Below are 15,785 nucleotides of genomic sequence, written 5' to 3'. Positions count from 1 at the left end.
GTCCGCTCTTCGTCACCTTCACGCCCCCGAAGCTGGCCCGGCGCGTGCTTACACGTCACCCTCGTGACACCGAGTCGACACGTTTCCCGCTCGCTCGTTCGCTGGATTGGCATCCTCAGCGTCGCCGTTTCGGCGCACGCGACGGCGGCCTGCGGATCCGGCGTGTCCTCGTCATCGACGAACGAGAACGACGTCGCCACGCGGCCATCCCCCATCGATCCGAACGACGCTCCGCCCGGCTCGACGGATCCGTCCGTAGCCGATCAGCTCGTCGAGAAGCCCTGGGAGATCATCAGCAACAAGGGCGAGACGTACCTTCCCAACGTCTTCTATGCCGACGCCTCCCAGAACGAACAGATCATGCCGTGGACCCTCGACGGTCACGCGCAGATCGATCGGCTGATCTACCCCACGATCGGCAACCCGAATCTCTATACGAAGAGCGACGCGACCGATCAGTTCATGGTCGTTCTGCGCATCGAAGACGCCGCGTTCGAACCTGCAGGCGCAACCGTCGAGCCGGTCGCGAACTCGGCGCTCTCGCGGATGATCGTGAACAACAACGATCCCGCGAACGGCTTCGCCTTCCTCCTCGTCTCGCGTGATGCGCGACCGGTGGCCACGGAAGCCGATCGCGTCGTCTCGAGTGGCGCGGGCACCGGCGTCTATCGCGTCTACCCGCAACAGATCTACGTGAACCCCATTCCGGCGGACATGCCGGAGGTGTTCAAGCAGCGAAAGACGATCCGCTTCGTGTTCAAGCAGGAGGCGATGGCGAACGTTCCTCCGGGCCTCTACGACGTGCGCTTCGAGGTGCGTCGCGACAACCAGCTCCACACGACGCCTGGTGGCCCGAAGATCTTCGAGTACCAGTACAACGCCGTTCGCGTCTTCGATACCGAGCCCGAGGAGTACTCGGCCGTCAACATCACCGACACGCAGGTCTCCGTCGGCAGCTCGTACGACGCCAAGACGAAGACCCAGCTCGAAGAGGTCGTTCAGTTCCTCAATACGACGAACGAGCCCGCGGTCCGCAACGCATCGTTCATCACCTTCAACGGTGACCTCCACAACGGAGGCTCGCCGGGCACCCTGCGCCAGCGCCCGGTCGCGTGGACCTACAACGACGAAGCGAAGGTCATCGTCGACTCGCTGAAGTATCTGCCCCTGCCGATCTTCCTCACCGTCGGCAATCACGACGGCTACGTCTCGACGGGTCAGGTGCCGTCGGCCGTCTCCACGATCGACAGCGCGGTGTTCGACAGCCTCGAGAAGGTGGTGAACGAGGCGTCCCCGAAAGCGTGGCCGGGCTTCGGCTACCCCGCGTTCAAGACGTACCTCGATCAAACCGCGGCGGCGGGCTTCTTGGGCGGCAACCACCGCGACCTCTTCGGCGGCACCTTCATGCGCCAGCCCGCGAAGAGCGGCGCCTCGACGTTCGCCAACGACTGGAAGGAAGTTCCGCGCGAGGACCGCAACTACATCCTCTACGACGGCTTCTACCAGTGGCAGAAGACCTACGGCCCGCTCAACTACTCCTGGAAGTTCGGCAAGAACTTCTACGTGTCACTCAACAGCTTCGAGCTTCGCCAGCACCGCCGCTCGGGCTGGGGCATGTACACGGTGAACTACGGCGGCGGCATGAGCGACGTGCAGCTCGAATGGCTCGATCGCGAGCTCTTGCGCGCGAAGGTCACCGGCGACGACGTCGTCCTCCTCGCCCACCACGACCCGCGCGGCGGTCACCAGAACCTCGACCAGGGCTACTACTTCGATCAGCTCGAGTACGGCAGCATCTACCAGAGCGCCATCAACTACATCGCCCAGGGCGTGTTCAACACGGCCGCCTGCCAGCTACCGGACTGGGTCCTCCCTCGTTCGCAACAGGAGAGCTGCATCCACGACGGCTTGCAGGAATGGATGCGCGCCGACGAGGAGTTCGACTGCGCCTGGGACGAGCGCAAGAACGGGACCTGCGACAAGGCTCTTTTCGATCCGAAGAGCGGTGGAACCCACACGCTCTACTTCAGCGGCGTCGAGCTCGTGAACCGCATCGCGTCGAACCCGCAGCTGCGCACGGTGGTCCTCGGCCACACGCACTACAACCAACTCGAAGTGCTCCAGACGGGCGATCACTTGCTGCCCAACGAGAGCCCGGTGTCGACCGCTGCGGCCGCGGCGGAGTTCGCGATGCTCGAGGTCCAGAACCCGATTCGCGGCTTCTCCGTGCTCGGTGAGCAGCGCGGCATGCAGGGTGTCGCACGAATGGCGCGCGGCAACGCCGACTACGACATCCACGAACTGGGTATGGGCCTTCTCGCGGCGCGCAACGCGCGGTTCTCCGAGTTGCTCACCCCTGCCCTCGCCAAGGGCCAGCGCACGCTCGACGCGTCGACGGGCCTCGGTCGAGAGCTGGTCGTCTTGCGCCTCGTCTCGAACGCGGATCTGGCGAACCAGACGTACAACAGTCAGAGCGCGCTCGGCTTCGGCGTCTTGCACTTCAGCAAGAAGTCCGATGCCCGCGCCTACGGCCTCGCGCAGATCAACAGGGTGAGCTTCTTCGTGAACACCGGCGCGAACAAGTTCATGCGCGCGGCCACGGTCGACGTCGATCGCAACCGCCGGCTGCGGGCGCACGACGTCGACAATCCGCTCGAAGTGCTCTTCGACTGGTAAACGTCGAGAGCGTCGCGCTCAGCCGAACTCGGCGACGCACAATGCGTGATCGCTGTCTTCCGTCAGCGGAAGATCGTCGACGTGCGGGCCGTGGTAGCGAAGCTTCTCGTTCTGAATCGCGTACGAGCGCGACCGACGGAAGAGGCGCTCGGACACGAGCACGTGGTCGATCAAGAGCGGCCCGCCGCCGTGGTAACAGGAGAAGCGATTCTCCGCCGGAAGTAGGTCGGCGCAGGGCCGGAGATGACCGGACTCGAGCGTTCCCTCGCCGCGCACGATGCGCACGGGCATCGAGTCGACCGTGTCGTTGAGATCACCGAGGACACAGACCGCGTGATCGGGCAGCTGGCGGAAGACGTCGTCGACGAGCCCGCGCAGATAGAGGGCCTCCGCCGAGCGACGAACGAGGCTTCGCATCGAGGCCTCTCCACGCCCGCGCGGTGACGGATCGACGAGCTCGCGGCCGTCCGACGTCTTGAGCGGCGTGCCGAGGTTCGACTTGAAGTGCGCCGTGAGGATGTCGATCTCGAAGAGATCGGGCGCTTCGACGCGCACGTGCACGATGCCGCGACGGAGAGGAATGCGTCCGGGGAACGGCTCGGGATCCCCTTCGACGAAGATCGGGAACGGCAGGGTCTTCGGGGCGTGGACCTGCGACCAGAGGATCGGGACGCGCGAGAGGATGGCACACCGGATCCCGCGCCCATCCTCGGTGCCGAGCACCGGCGCGCCATAACCGAGGTCCGCGAGCTCCTTCGTCACGAGACGGTCGAGCAGCTCGGCCGAGCCCACTTCCTGGAGCGCGACGACGTCGGCCTGTGCCCTCCGGAGCTCAACCGCGACGTTCGCGACCTTGGCCTCGACGACCGCGCGTTCTCTCTCCACACGCGGGAGGAAGAAATCCTTGAGGTTGAAGGTCGCGATGCGGATGGGCATGGGGCGCATCCTACCTCCGTCTGCCTTCGCGTTTCGACGCGATAACGCCTGGCCAGGGCGAGCGCCGGTGGCCGAGAGCGGGGACGTCATCTACATTGAACGGTATGAACCTCAGCAGGGATTCGCTTCAGTCGCTGGTCGCCCATCTCGCCCATCTCCGGGCGGAGTACGGGGACGCGCTGTCCGATCCCGATCTCGTCGAACCGAACGGGACCTATTTCCCCGACGACTTCGCCGTCGACCCCGCGGGCATCGCGCGGTTGCTGGAGCGCATGGCGACGTACGCTCCGCTCTCGAGCGAACTCGACCTCGAGATCGCCTTCGTCGATGCCGAGGGTGAAGAGGGTGGCGGAGGATGCGGCTCGGGATCGTGCTCCCCCGGGGCCGGAGCCAAGCTGACCGTGAACAACCCCGGCGCGGTGGAGACGGAGACGGGCTACGCGCTCGTCCTCAACGTGGCGGAGGTCTCCGAGCCCACGCTCCTCACGAGCGCACTCGCGCGGGGTCTCGGGCGCGTCGTCTTGTTCGAGGCCGGCGAAGACGTGGATCCGCGCGACGAAGGTGCGCTCGCGGAGCTCACGGCCGTCGCCAGCGGACTCGGCGTGCTCCTCCTCAATGGCGCATGCGTCTACAAAAAGGGCTGCGGAGGAATGCGCCGTCACCAAGGCACCTTCCTCGGTATCGAGGAGCTCGCCCTGGCTGTGGCACTCTTCGTCCGCGTGGCAGACAAGAAGCCGGGCTCGGTGCGACGCCACCTGCCGGTCACGCAGAGAGAGGCGTTCGACGAGGCGCTCGCGTGGGTCGATGGGCAGCCCAAGCTCGTGCAGACGCTCGCGAGCAACCCCGAGCGCCTGACCGACGGAATCTTCGAGCCCGAGGGAAAGAAGGGCCTCCTGTCGAAGCTCTTCGGCCGCAGCAAAGACGACGACGCGATGCCCGAGCAGGTCACCGTGCGAATCAAGCCGCGCAGCGAGGAAGAGCTCCGCCGCCGCGCCGAAGCGAAAGCACTCGTGGAAGAAGCTTTGCAGGAGTCGTAGGGCGAAGGAGCCCGCGCCGACCACGCACGCGGCGTACGTGGTGGCGCGGCGTCGCTCGGATGTCCGCGACGCCGTCACGCATCGACAACCCTCTCCTCACGGCGAGCTCGCGCGTTCCGGCATGGGCGGCCCTCATGGTGGCCACCCTGCTCATCGCGGTTCGCGTCGCGTTCTTCGACCTGTTCGACGTGGACGTGCGGGCACGCTCGCTGCTCACGCCCTTCGGCGCGGCATGGTGGTTCTGCGTCGCCCTGGTCGTCCTTGCCGCGGTTCCACGGCGAATCGAGGTCGGCGCGGAAGGGCTCCGAATCGGCTGGCTCCTGCCGCCACGCCTCGTTCGCTACGAGGAGATCGTCCGCGCCGCGCCGGTCGGCGAGCATGACGTCGTTCTCGAGCTGTCGGACGGCGATAGCGTGCGCATCCACCGCTCGATTCTCGGTGGAGAGAAGCCTCACGTCGTGCTCTCGCGATTGTGGCAGGCCCTCGCGGCGGGCCCCGGCGGGCGGCTCGAGGAGCACGAACGAGATCTGTTGGCCCGCGGAGGCCGGAGCGCCCAGGACTGGGCCGAGGGCCTGAAGTCGCTCGGCGACCGAAGCCGGGGCTACCGAGGACCGCTCGACGAGGAGAGGCTCTGGGCCATCGTCGAGAACCCGACGGTCATCGGCGAGCTGAGGCTTGCGGCGGCCGTCGCTTGCGCCCCCTGGCTCGACGAGGCGAGGCGCGCCCGCCTCCGGGCGATCGCGGAAACCACGGTCGACGAGAAGCTCCGGGCGGGCCTCGAAAAGCTGGGCAAGCGGGACGAAGAGGAGGCCGTCGATCGCCAGCGAGCCCTCGAGGCCTTCGAAGCCGCCGATCCTTCCTGATCCGGGGTATGCTCCCCACGCACGATGGATCGAAGCCCTCCCGAGCCCGAGTCCGAGGAGATCGCCCTCTACGTTTCGACGTACTACTCACTACTGCGCTCCACGGGCGAGGTCAGGGTGCGTGCGTTCGAAGAGGCGCACGCGTACAGCGGTTCGAGCCTGCACCTCGGTGCGCTCGACGACGTCCCGGACCTCTCCGCCTTCGCCTACGCGGCAGCCCGCTTGCCCGACGAGATGGTCGACGTCCAGTTGCTCATCCTCGGCCAGTCACACGAACTGTTCGAGGCCTCGGGCTACGACGTTCGCCAGTGGCGGATGAGCAAGACGCGCGGACGCCGGCGCCCGCTTCGTTACAACGGTCGCGACCAGCTCGCCGTCTTCATCGCCAGCGCGAGTGACATCGACGACCTCGTTCCGATCGTCACCGCCTACCAGGTCGAGTGGAACAAGATGCACGCCCGCCTGCGGCGCGGCATCGAGTCGGAAGCGCAGCTCACCGAAGCACTCAAGAACCCGGTGGCACTCGCCACGGCACTCGGCGTCACCACCGACAACGCGCAGAAGCTCATCGACGCGTTCGGTCCCGCGCACCTCGTTCGGAGCGGCAAAGCCCTCTACGAGCGGCCGATCGATCTGCGCGTCCGCATGCTCGCGCCCTCGTATTCGCAGTACCAGCGTGCGGCGCAGCGATGGTGGAGCGGCATCGAGCCGGCGTACGTGAAGAAAGAGGAGCCGCGGCGGCCTCCCGTCTACTTCGTGTCGTCGAACACGCACGCCATCGCAAACCTCATCGGAGGATACGCGCGCTCCCACGCCGACGAGATCGTCGCGTGGGCACGCCTTCGCGATCCGGAGAACCTCGGTGACGAAGTCGCGCGCGCGGCCGCGTCGAACGATCCCGCCGAGCTCGCTCCCCTTCTTTATTATTTGCTCCGCGGGTACATCCATTCGGATCCCGGAACCTCGAAGATGAAAGAGGTGCGCGCGTTCGAAACGTCGCGCGGCCTCGTGCACCTCTCCGAACCGGGTCACATCGACGTCGACGCGCAGATCGCACGCCTCTCCGAGCTCGACCACGAGCTCATCGATCCGCGCCTGAAAATCCCCGGGATCGAGCGCCTCCGCAAGAGCGACGCGGTGCTCGTGAACATCGACTACCCGCTCGGTATGGCGGCCTATCACCTCCTCTCGCGCCTCGGTCAGGGCGTGGGCGAGATGCGCGGCGTCTACGTCATGGGCAAGGCGGCCACGCTGAACGGTCGCGTCGGCGACGTCATGCTGAGCGGCAATGTCTACGACGAGCATTCCAAGAACACGTTCCTCTTCCGCAACGCCTTCACCGCGCGCGACGTGGCCCCGTGGCTTCGTCATGGAAGCGTCTTCGACAACCAGAAGGCCGTGACCGTGCGCTCCGCGTTCCTCCAGAACAAGGAGTACATGGATGCCTTCTACCGAAGCGGCTACACCGTGCTCGAGATGGAGGCCGGGCCGTTCTTGAGCGCGGTCTACGAGCTCGCGAACCCGCGCCGCGTTCCCTCCGACGAGGTCGTCCACCTCTCGGCGCACACGGCGTTCGACGTGGGCATCGTCCACTACGCTTCGGATACGCCCTACTCGCGGCGCCAGTCACTGCTCTCGAAGAGCCTCAGCTTCTTCGGTGTCGACAGCACCTATGCGTGCGCCATCGCCATCGTGAAACGCATCTTCGAGCTCGAATGCGCGCGCCTGGCCGAATGAACGAGCGCGCGCCCGTTACGGACCGACTGCCGCATTGACCGTCCGTAAACGGGTGCGTAGCCAGGTTTGATGAACGTTCGTCTTGCCGGTTACCTCGTCGCCGCTGCGCTGCTGTGCCTTTCGGCTTCGGCCTGTTCGAGCGACGAGGTCGTCGGCGCGGGCGTGGTCGGTAATCCGCCCGTGCTCGATTCGATCGACGCGCCGGATACCGTCACCGAGCAGAACGGGCAGTTCTTGATCACGGTGAGCCTGCGCTACCACGATCCCGATGGCTTTCCGGTGACGAAGGTTCGCTTCCGAGTCGCGAGCGCCGGGCTCGACATCACCCAGGACATTCCGAACGCATCGGCCACGGCGAATGGCGCAACGGTGGGCATCGCCATCGACGGCAGTGCGCCGAAACAGACCTATCAGTACACGCTGAACGTGATCGATTCACGCGGCGCCGAGAGCGCGCCGGTGACGAAAGAGATCACGCTCCAGTGAGCGCTTCGAGCGCAAGCTCGAGACGATCCTGTCCCCAATAGAGCTCGTCGCCGACGACGAACGTGGGCACGCCGAAGACACCTCGTGCCGCGGCGGCCTCGGTCTCCGCACGCAGGCCCTCCTTCACGGCGTCGGAGTCGGCAGCAGCGAAGGCGGCCTTCGCGACGGATTCGTCACCGATGCATTCTGCAAGGACCGCGTCGACCTCGATGTCGCGCCCCTCTTCCCAGTAGGATCGGAAGACCGCGGTGCGGAACGCATCGCGGTGCTCTTCAGGAAGGGCGAGCCAGACGCGGAGCGCGCGCACGGAGCGGATCGGGAACTTCGCCGGGAACCGGAAAGGAACACCCCAGTACGCGGCCCAGCGACCGAGATCGAGCATCACGTGGCGACGCTTGGACTCCGAGAAGGTCGCGATCGGTACCGTCGGTGAGCCGACGGCGCGGAAGAGGCCTCCGAGAAGCACGGGGCGCCACACGACGCGCGCCGAGGCCTGCGCCGCAAGCCGCTCGATCTGACTCTGGCCGAGGTACGCGAACGGCGAGGAGAAATCCCAATAGACTTCGATGATTCGTTCGTGCACGGGCTCCGGCGCGACGCGAGGAGTGGGTACGCCCTCGGTCTCGTGCTCGGGGCGCGCGCCGCGCACGAAGGTCATGCGGTCTTGGCCCCAGTAGAGATGCTCGCCGTCGACGATGAACGTCGGCGCCCCGAAAATTCCGAGTGAAACCGCCTCTTCCGTACGACGCCGGAGATCGTCTTTGATCTCGGTAGACGCCATCTTCGCGAGGACGGCGACCCGATCGTGACCGGCTCGCTCGACGACCTCGCCAATCACTTCGGCATTCGCGATGTCGCGGTTGTGGACCCAATACGCTTCGTAGAAACCGTCCACGACCGCCGGATCGACCCCCGTGGCGAGGGTCGCACGGAGCGCCTCGACCGACCTCATCGGATGCGCCTGCGGCATCGTGAGCGGCACACCGAAGCGTGCAGCCCACCGCTTCATGTCCGCGAAGTTGTGCGACGCCTTCGACGGCGAGAGCGTGCCGGCCAGGTTCTGCGGCGTGCCGCTCGCCCGGAACACGCCGCCGAGGAGCATCGGGCGATAGCTCGGCGTCACCCCCATTTCGGCGCCGAGCTCGCGCACGCGCGTCGACGCGAGATACGCGAAGGGACAGGTGTAATCGAACCAGAAGTCGAGCGAACGGGCGGGCAGACGACGACTCGGCTCGATGGGCTCCATGCCATCGTCATAGCACCACACGGCGAGCCTCGCGGTACGCTCGCCGTGTGCCGAACATTCTCGTCTACATGCTCACGGCCCCCATCTCGAGGGAGGGCTCGAGCGGACTTCCCCGCTGGCTCGACACGCTCGAGGGCTGCCCGTTCAACGGCCACGTGGAGCGAGCATTGTGGGGAGGCTTCCACGCCGATCGCCTGGGCTACGCGTTCGTCGCAGGCTACGAGGCGGCGCTCGGACGGTTGTTCGAACATGCGAGTGCTCAGCAGCCGGAGGGCACCGCTCCGCTCGTGGCCCATCCTGGTGGCCGCCGGAGGCTCGCGCTCGGAGCCACCGAGGCAGGCGGCGCTCATCCGCGGGCCATCACCACACGCCTCGACAAGGAGGGCGGCGCGCTGGTGCTTCGCGGGGAGAAAACCTTCGTGACGCTCGCCCCCGTGGCGGACGCAATGCTCGTCGTGGCGAGCCGTGGTCCCGCGGCAGACGGCACGAATCGTTTACGCCTCGTGCGCGTGAGTACGTCGGCCCGCGGCCTCCGCATCGAGCCGCGCAAGGAGACGCCCTTCGCGCCCGAGATTCCGCATGCGCGCGTGACCTTCGAGAACGTCGTGGTCGAGCCCGATGCCGTTCTGCCGGGCGACGGCTACGCGCACTGGCTCAAGCCGTTCCGTACTATCGAAGACGTCCACGTGCTGGCGGCGGCGGTGGGCTACCTCCTCGGCGTCAGCCGCGCGCACGGATGGGATCGCGCGGTCGCCACCGAGCTCGCGAGCCTGGCGCTCTCGCTCGTCGATCTCGGCGCGCGCGATCCATCGAACCCGCTCACGCACGTGCTGCTCGCAGGAACGTTCTCGCAGGCCAGACACCTCGTCGAACGGGTCGAGCCGTTCTGGGCGAAAACGCACGACGAGGAGCGGGATCGCTGGCAGCGCGATCGGCCGCTCCTCGACGTCGCCGAGATGGTTCGTCAGAAGCGCACGCAGGCGGCGTTCGAGGCGCTCGGTATGCGTTGAACCAGGGTTTTCATCCTCGAGCGCGGGCTGCCGTAGGTTCCGGAGGAGCCCACCGAATGCTGGCGCTTGCCGGACGAGAAAATCGAGCCGCTTAAGACGATCTTCAGACTTCGCTCTCTACACAGCCTTCGAAGGTCCACGTGTTGCACGACCCACACCGGGTCCCACGCATGTGGTCGCACATTCAGGAGGCTCGATGGATAGCAAGGACAGCGGCAACGGCTCGAAGGAGCTCTCTCGGCGAAAGATCCTCCGAGTGGCCGGCTTGCTGGCAGCCACCGTCCCGTTGCGACACCTGCTCGCATGCGCGAGCGAAACGGGATCGGCGACAGGCGACGGCACCGACGGTGGCACGGGAACAGGGACCGGAACAGGAACGGGCGCGACGGATGGTTCCACCGCAACGGACGCGGTGGCCTCGGCCGACGTTCCCTGGGCAACGGGCGGAACGGCGTCCATGACCGACGCGGCGAGCTACCCCGACCCGTTCGCGAGTGGACTCGGCTCCACATGCGAGCTCTATTGTCAGGCCACGCTCGGTCCTTGCTATGCGGAGACCGTCGAACGCAAGGACATCACCGAGGGCGAACCTGGTCTTCCCGTCCGCCTGGTGTTCCTCGTCGTCGACGCATCGTGCAAGCCGATTCCCGGCGCAACGGTCGACATCTGGCACTGCGGCCCGGACGGGCTCTACTCGGGCAGCGATGCCTCGGATTTCTGTACGTCCGGTGACGCGCGCGCCCGCGCCGCGCGGTGGTATCGCGGACTCCAAACGGCGGACGCGAACGGCCGTGTCGAGTTCGATACCTGCTTCCCCGGCTGGTACTCGAGCCGCACGATTCACATTCACTTCACCGTTCGCATCAACGGCAACGAGTTCGTCACCTCGCAGATCGTCTTCGACGACGCCCTCGATGACGAGATCGTCGCCACGCAGCCGCTCTACAGCACGCGCGGCGCCCGTGACACGAAGAACACCACCGACAACGTCGTCGGCGGCGAGTCGGACATGTCGAAGTACACGTTCCAGACGGCGCGCATGACCGATGGTGCAATGCTGGCGTGGAAGGCGCTCGTGGTTCGCTCGTCCACCTCCTCGTCCCTTTGCTCGATCGCCGGTGGCGGTGGCGGTGGCGGCGGTCAGCCTCCCGGCGGCGGTGGCGCTCCCCCGACGGAGGCCGCCCGCCGGGCGGCTGATCGACGGCGAAGCGACAACTTCGCGCCAACCCGGCGCCAACCCGGGGCCAACCGGGCCGCGAACGGATTTCCGCGTTCCCCACGCACAATTCACGACCCCAGGCCCACGCGTCCTGCACACGGACGGGTGGGCCTACGCGTCGAACGCGACTGTGCGATACATTTAGGGGCGTGATCCGTTCTTGCCCCCTCTTCGCGATTGCGGCTCTCGTTGCAGCGTGTGGTCTCGACGCCGTTGGCAGCGCAACGTTCGAGAACGGCGCGACGCCCGATGGAGGACCATCGTCTCCCCCACCTCGCGATAGCGGCACGAGCTCGCAAGACGCGGCGCCGCAAGAGCCACAGCCGTGCGCGAACACGGCAAAGACCTGCACGCAGTCGCTCGAGTCGGGCTGGACGACGCTTGCCGTCGCAACCACGGACCAGGCGACGTGTCCCATGAACTACGAGATCACGACGCTCGAACACTACGGCGCAACGGCCGGCGACGGCGCATGCACGTGCGGATGTCAGATCGATCCCAGTGACCCGCCATCGTGCGCGAAGGGCAAGCTCTCGGGAAAGGTCGGCTCCAACCAGAACGCTTGCGACACGGTAACGTCAGGCACGGACATCGACGGAACGGGTTGCACCGCGCTCTCTTCCGCCACCATCTCGCCTTTCGGCAACTACGCTCCCCTCCCGCTCTATCGCGGGAAGTGCACCTCGATCGCGCAGCAGGACGAGTCGAAGGTCGTCGAGAAGGCGGTGCGAGCCTGCAAGCCCTCCGCCGCCTGTGAGGAGACGCTCTGCGAGGGAGACGCACCGACCGGCTTCGACGCGTGCATCATTCACGATGGTGACGTGGCGTGCCCGGCCAATTCGTCCTTCACGAAGAAGACGCTCGCGGGGAGCGGTACCTCACTCACCTGCTCGGGATGCGCGACGTGCGAGAACAGCGCAACGTGCTCCGACGTGACGCTGCGCTACTACAACGACGCGATGTGCAACACGGAGATCGCTAGTCGACCGGCAAACGGCACGTGCGCGCCCGCGACGAGCAACCCAAACAAGGCCATTTCGCGCCTGCGCTACGACGTCACCACGACCGGCCCAACGTGCAGCTCGACCTCCGTGCCCGAGAGCACCCTCAGCGTGACCGACCCGAAGACCATCTGCTGTCGCTAGGCGGAGCGCACCGGGTCGTGTGGCGAAGCCACGGTCAGCGATAGGCGCTGGCCTCGAGCGGAGCGAGGGTGAGCGCGGTCGCGATGTGATTGTGCTCGCCAATGCCTTTCGTCGACACGTGGCACCCCACGACGCGCCCCGACAGCGCGGGACCTCCCTGCTTGCGCCGAAGATTGCTGCCGAGGTGCTGCACGTGGAAGTTCTCGGCCGTGAGCGCCATCGTGTCGATCCACGGCGTCCAGACGATGCCGGTCACGCGATCGAGCACCATCGCGTCGGCGTCTACCCAACCGCTCAGGAACCCGGGGCGCTCCAGATACTGCACGACCACTTCGTGGCCCAACGGAACGGCGGCGAGGAACGGGAGCTCGATGCGCATGCGCGTATGCTAACCGTCGCGTACGAACGTCACCATTGCCGACCGAGTCGGGGATGGCGGGCCGACGTAGCGTCGAGCGGTCACCACGGTTTCACGCCCTGTCGTGCGAATCTCGGCGGCGTCGGTGAGACGCTGGACGGCGCCGAGTCCTCGCCCGAGGCCTTTGGTCGGCATCGAGTCGGGCGTGAGCATTCCGCCGCGCGACCAACCATCGACGAGGGCCAGTTCGGGAGACGCAATGCCGGGTCCGCGATCGCGAACCACGATCTCGATTCCGGCACGGGGCCCTTCGATCGCACGGAGCTCGAGGACCCCGGCACCGGCATGGCGCACGGCGTTGCCGACGAGCTCGGCCGCCGAGATCGCGACCTCGTCCGCCGAACGTTCGTCGAAGCCGACTTCGATCGCGAACTTTCGCGTCATGTGCGCCGCCACGACATGGTCTGTCGAGTGCGTGCACGTGGCACGCAGCACGTGCGTCATCGGTTGGACACGATGCAGAACTGGAGCGCGCTCTTCAGGTTTCGCTGCGTCATCATCCCGCCGAACTCCACCCCGATCGCGACGAGCGTTTGCGCGACCGCAGGCTGAATGCCGGTGAGGATGCAGGTCGACCCGAGCAGCGATACCGACTTCGCGAGCTTCACGAAGCGATCCGCCGTACCGCTGTCGAGCGCGTTCACGCCGGTCAGGTCGACGATGACGTACTTGCTCCGGTGCTTCACGATCTCGGAGAGCAGACGCTCTTCCATCTGCGCGCCGCGTTCCGTGTCGACGATGCCGATGACCGGCAGAGCGAGCACGTCGTTCCAGACTTCGAGCACCGGCGTCGAGAGCTCCTGAACCGCCTGGCGGAGCCGGTCGACGAGAAGCGCATTCTCGTCGGCGCGTGCAGCGAGATCGCGCCGATACTGTTCGAGCTGCTCTTGCGTCTGCCGCTGCGCGGTGATGTCCGCGAGGAAGCAGGAGAAGCCAATGATGTTGCCGTCCGCGTCTTTCAGCGGCCCGTAGCCATTCTCGTAGCTACGACGCGAGAACTTGTCGTCGCCGTAGTCGTCGATGATGACGAAGTGTTCTCCCCCGAGGGCGCGATCGAACTGGACCTTCGCCTTGACGCGGTCGTCGTCCCTCCCGACGACGTCCATGAGCATGTTCTGGCCGACGTAGATATCGACGTTCCAGATCTGCTTCATCACCTGCTTGTGCGCTTCGTTGAACGCGATGTAGCGGTACTCGCGGTCGAGCGCGAAGATGACGAGGTTCTGGGGGCTGTTGATCAGTGCGCGGAGAGTTTCGACGTTCTGTTCGCTGCGTACTGCCAGTTCGGTCATGTGGGAACAGCATCTTAGAACGCTGAATTCATCGTCGAGAAGGAGCACTTCGCGTCGTAACGAATCTTCACGATCGGGCTGAGCGCAGGCGAGCGCAGGTTCGCCTCCCCCGCTCCCACGTGTGCGCACTCACGCAGCGTAGGCGTGAATGCGAGCCATCGCGAGCTCACCTCTTTGTCATTTTCGAAGAGAACGATTTCGAGCGACACTGCGCGGCAGTGCCCTCATGCGACCTCGTTCACGCGCGAGGCCGTGAAGGGAACAACTGGAGAGCAAATGAAGAAGACGATCTCCGCCGCGATCCTGTCTGCAGGTTGCATGCTCGTTTCGATTTCTGCACACGGGCACGAGTGCTCGTCACTGCAGACCGTCGAGAGCCTCGCCGTCGGCGCCGTCCCCGAATCGGTGACCGCCGACAAGCACGGAAACCTCTACTACTCGAACGGAAACGCCATCTACAAGCGCTCGACGAACGGTCAGGACAGCGTGTTCGCCACGCTTCCGATCCCCGTTTTCGCGCTCGGCGTGAAGGTCGGCAAAGACGGATGCGTCTACAACACGTCCGTCAGCCTCGACCCGACGATCCCCGGTGCGTACGTCTGGAAGACGTGCACCGCGGGCACCATCGCCCAGGTATTCGCAACGCTCGACCAGAGCGGCGGACCGAACGATCTCGCATTCGACGACGACGGCAACGCCTTCGTCACCGACCCGTTCCTCGGCAAAGTCTGGAAGGTCACGCCGCAGGGTACGCCCAGCGTGTGGCTCGACGACCCGCTCCTCGACGGCAACACGGCTTCGCCGTACCTGCTCTTCCACTCGCAGGGCGTGAACGGCATCGCCTTCGACGAGGACAAGGAAAACCTCTACCTCGGTAATCTCGACTACGGTCGCATCATCCGTGTTCCGATCCGGCACAACGGCTCCGCCGGGCAGCCTACGGTTTGGGTGAGCGATGCACGCATCCAGGGCTCCGACGGCATCGCGTTCGACGAGGACGGCGATCTCTTCGTGGCAGTGAACGGGCAGAACAAGCTCGTTCGCATCTCGCCGCGCGGGCGCATCGACGTGCTCTTCAGCGGCGATCCGCTCGACAGCGTCTCGAGCGTCGTCTTCGGCCGCAAAGGCAACGATCGCGACACGCTCTACATCGCGAACAGCGCCTTCTTGCGCACGTTCGGCCTCCAGGCCGGAACCCCCAACCCCGCACTCTTCAAGACGACGGTCGACAGCAAGGGTCTGAAGCTCCCCTGAGCTTCCCCTCGCCACACCGCTTCGAGGCTTGAATTCGACCGGTTCGCGCTGAGAGGGCCCGTCCCTCGAGGGGGGCGCGAACCCGGGGGGTACGCCAGGGAAGCGCTCGCTTCCGAATCGGCGCGCAGTACCAAACCCGATTGCGCAATTTCGAATTCATCGTCGCCAATCGAGTGAGAGGCCGCCGCCGCTTTGCGTCACTCTTCGCGCGCCGAGAAGCGAAACGATTCGTTCCGGCTCGATGAGCTGCCTATCGCCACGGCAACGCCAGCGATGCAGCGTAAGAGGTCGGTTTCGTCGAACAACTGCACGAGGCAACGAGGTGAACGTCGCACTTCGCGGAGCGCAATCTGCACAGCCGAAGTACAAGTTCATCCACGCGGAGTAAGGAACGGCAGCATCTGCCTGTGCCGCTGATCTCCCTCGCGACCGAACGTCGAGACCTGGAGCGGCTCTTCGCCGTTTC

At 65.9% G+C, this 15,785-nt stretch carries 14 protein-coding genes; 9 read left to right on the top strand and 5 right to left on the bottom strand.

Translation table 11 applies throughout. The annotated features are described in order from the left end of the window. Nucleotides 1-63: 63 nt before the first annotated feature. The gene (locus AKJ09_RS25895; RefSeq protein WP_146650224.1) at nt 64-2,676 is read left to right on the top strand and encodes a metallophosphoesterase; all 2,613 of its coding nucleotides are present in this window, start codon (nt 64-66) and stop codon (nt 2,674-2,676) included. A gap of 18 nt (nt 2,677-2,694) precedes the next feature. Here AKJ09_RS25895 and AKJ09_RS25890 read toward each other — a convergent pair whose 3' ends face one another. Further along, a complete protein-coding gene (locus AKJ09_RS25890) occupies nt 2,695-3,612 on the bottom strand; it encodes an endonuclease/exonuclease/phosphatase family protein (protein ID WP_169927863.1) in 918 nt (305 codons plus the stop codon). Between the two features lie 104 nt (nt 3,613-3,716). On the opposite strand from AKJ09_RS25890, the gene AKJ09_RS25885 reads away from it, so the two are divergent. From AKJ09_RS25885 to AKJ09_RS25870, 4 genes are all read left to right on the top strand, one after another. Beyond that, complete coding sequence (locus tag AKJ09_RS25885; RefSeq protein WP_146650220.1) at nt 3,717-4,649, top strand: hypothetical protein; 933 nt, start codon at nt 3,717-3,719, stop codon at nt 4,647-4,649. Between the two features lie 59 nt (nt 4,650-4,708). Next, nucleotides 4,709-5,512 (top strand): hypothetical protein, encoded by an 804-nt coding sequence (locus AKJ09_RS25880; RefSeq protein WP_146650218.1) that lies wholly within the window; start codon nt 4,709-4,711, stop codon nt 5,510-5,512. A 24-nt stretch (nt 5,513-5,536) separates the two neighbouring features. Then, nucleotides 5,537-7,249 (top strand): DUF6909 family protein, encoded by a 1,713-nt coding sequence (locus AKJ09_RS25875; protein WP_146650216.1) that lies wholly within the window; start codon nt 5,537-5,539, stop codon nt 7,247-7,249. 69 nt (nt 7,250-7,318) lie between these two features. After that, the gene (locus tag AKJ09_RS25870) at nt 7,319-7,735 is read left to right on the top strand and encodes a hypothetical protein (protein WP_146650214.1); all 417 of its coding nucleotides are present in this window, start codon (nt 7,319-7,321) and stop codon (nt 7,733-7,735) included. On the opposite strand, the gene AKJ09_RS25865 is transcribed toward AKJ09_RS25870, so the two are convergent. Further along, a complete protein-coding gene (locus AKJ09_RS25865; protein WP_146650213.1) occupies nt 7,722-8,981 on the bottom strand; it encodes a 2-hydroxychromene-2-carboxylate isomerase in 1,260 nt (419 codons plus the stop codon). The genes AKJ09_RS25870 and AKJ09_RS25865 overlap by 14 nt on opposite strands. A gap of 47 nt (nt 8,982-9,028) precedes the next feature. Here AKJ09_RS25865 and AKJ09_RS25860 point away from each other — a divergent pair, with 47 nt between their 5' ends. From AKJ09_RS25860 to AKJ09_RS25850, 3 genes are all read left to right on the top strand, one after another. Next, nucleotides 9,029-9,991: an acyl-CoA dehydrogenase family protein gene (locus AKJ09_RS25860; RefSeq protein ID WP_146650211.1), complete on the top strand. Its 963-nt coding sequence runs from the start codon at nt 9,029-9,031 to the stop codon at nt 9,989-9,991. Between the two features lie 196 nt (nt 9,992-10,187). Further along, nucleotides 10,188-11,363: a dioxygenase family protein gene (locus tag AKJ09_RS25855; protein ID WP_146650209.1), complete on the top strand. Its 1,176-nt coding sequence runs from the start codon at nt 10,188-10,190 to the stop codon at nt 11,361-11,363. Continuing rightward, nucleotides 11,360-12,355 (top strand): hypothetical protein, encoded by a 996-nt coding sequence (locus AKJ09_RS25850; protein WP_146650207.1) that lies wholly within the window; start codon nt 11,360-11,362, stop codon nt 12,353-12,355. The genes AKJ09_RS25855 and AKJ09_RS25850 overlap by 4 nt, the downstream gene beginning before the upstream one ends. A 34-nt stretch (nt 12,356-12,389) precedes the next feature. Here the strand turns inward: AKJ09_RS25850 and AKJ09_RS25845 are convergent, their stop codons facing one another. From AKJ09_RS25845 to AKJ09_RS25835, 3 genes are read right to left on the bottom strand one after another with little or no spacing between them, the layout of a single operon-like run. Further along, on the bottom strand, nt 12,390-12,734 hold the full coding sequence (locus AKJ09_RS25845) for a hypothetical protein (RefSeq protein ID WP_146650205.1): 345 nt from the start codon (nt 12,732-12,734) through the stop codon (nt 12,390-12,392). 9 nt (nt 12,735-12,743) lie between these two features. Continuing rightward, a complete protein-coding gene (locus AKJ09_RS25840; protein WP_169927862.1) occupies nt 12,744-13,157 on the bottom strand; it encodes an ATP-binding protein in 414 nt (137 codons plus the stop codon). A 56-nt stretch (nt 13,158-13,213) separates the two neighbouring features. Then, nucleotides 13,214-14,113 carry an STAS domain-containing protein gene (locus AKJ09_RS25835; RefSeq protein ID WP_146650200.1) on the bottom strand — a complete coding sequence of 300 codons (900 nt, stop codon included), beginning with the start codon at nt 14,111-14,113 and terminating at the stop codon, nt 13,214-13,216. Nucleotides 14,114-14,341: 228 nt separating this feature from the next. Here AKJ09_RS25835 and AKJ09_RS25830 point away from each other — a divergent pair, with 228 nt between their 5' ends. Continuing rightward, a complete protein-coding gene (locus tag AKJ09_RS25830) occupies nt 14,342-15,319 on the top strand; it encodes an SMP-30/gluconolactonase/LRE family protein (protein WP_146650198.1) in 978 nt (325 codons plus the stop codon). Nucleotides 15,320-15,785: the final 466 nt, after the last annotated feature.

Source organism: Labilithrix luteola, from assembly GCF_001263205.1.
GTDB classification, from domain to species: domain Bacteria; phylum Myxococcota_A; class Polyangia; order Polyangiales; family Polyangiaceae; genus Labilithrix; species Labilithrix luteola.
Note: the sequence above shows the minus strand (reverse complement) of the source record. Positions and strands in the feature narration are given on the sequence as shown.

Excerpts from the sequence above, each read along its gene's own strand:
- AKJ09_RS25890 (WP_169927863.1), bottom strand. The coding sequence starts at position 3,612 with ATGCCCATCCGCATCGCGACCTTCAACCTCAAGGATTTCTTCCTCCCG.
- AKJ09_RS25885 (WP_146650220.1), top strand. The coding sequence starts at position 3,717 with ATGAACCTCAGCAGGGATTCGCTTCAGTCGCTGGTCGCCCATCTCGCC.
- AKJ09_RS25880 (WP_146650218.1), top strand. The coding sequence starts at position 4,709 with ATGTCCGCGACGCCGTCACGCATCGACAACCCTCTCCTCACGGCGAGC.
- AKJ09_RS25875 (WP_146650216.1), top strand. The coding sequence starts at position 5,537 with ATGGATCGAAGCCCTCCCGAGCCCGAGTCCGAGGAGATCGCCCTCTAC.
- AKJ09_RS25870 (WP_146650214.1), top strand. The coding sequence starts at position 7,319 with ATGAACGTTCGTCTTGCCGGTTACCTCGTCGCCGCTGCGCTGCTGTGC.
- AKJ09_RS25865 (WP_146650213.1), bottom strand. The coding sequence starts at position 8,981 with ATGGAGCCCATCGAGCCGAGTCGTCGTCTGCCCGCCCGTTCGCTCGAC.
- AKJ09_RS25855 (WP_146650209.1), top strand. The coding sequence starts at position 10,188 with ATGGATAGCAAGGACAGCGGCAACGGCTCGAAGGAGCTCTCTCGGCGA.
- AKJ09_RS25845 (WP_146650205.1), bottom strand. The coding sequence starts at position 12,734 with ATGCGCATCGAGCTCCCGTTCCTCGCCGCCGTTCCGTTGGGCCACGAA.
- AKJ09_RS25840 (WP_169927862.1), bottom strand. The coding sequence starts at position 13,157 with ATGACGCGAAAGTTCGCGATCGAAGTCGGCTTCGACGAACGTTCGGCG.
- AKJ09_RS25830 (WP_146650198.1), top strand. The coding sequence starts at position 14,342 with ATGAAGAAGACGATCTCCGCCGCGATCCTGTCTGCAGGTTGCATGCTC.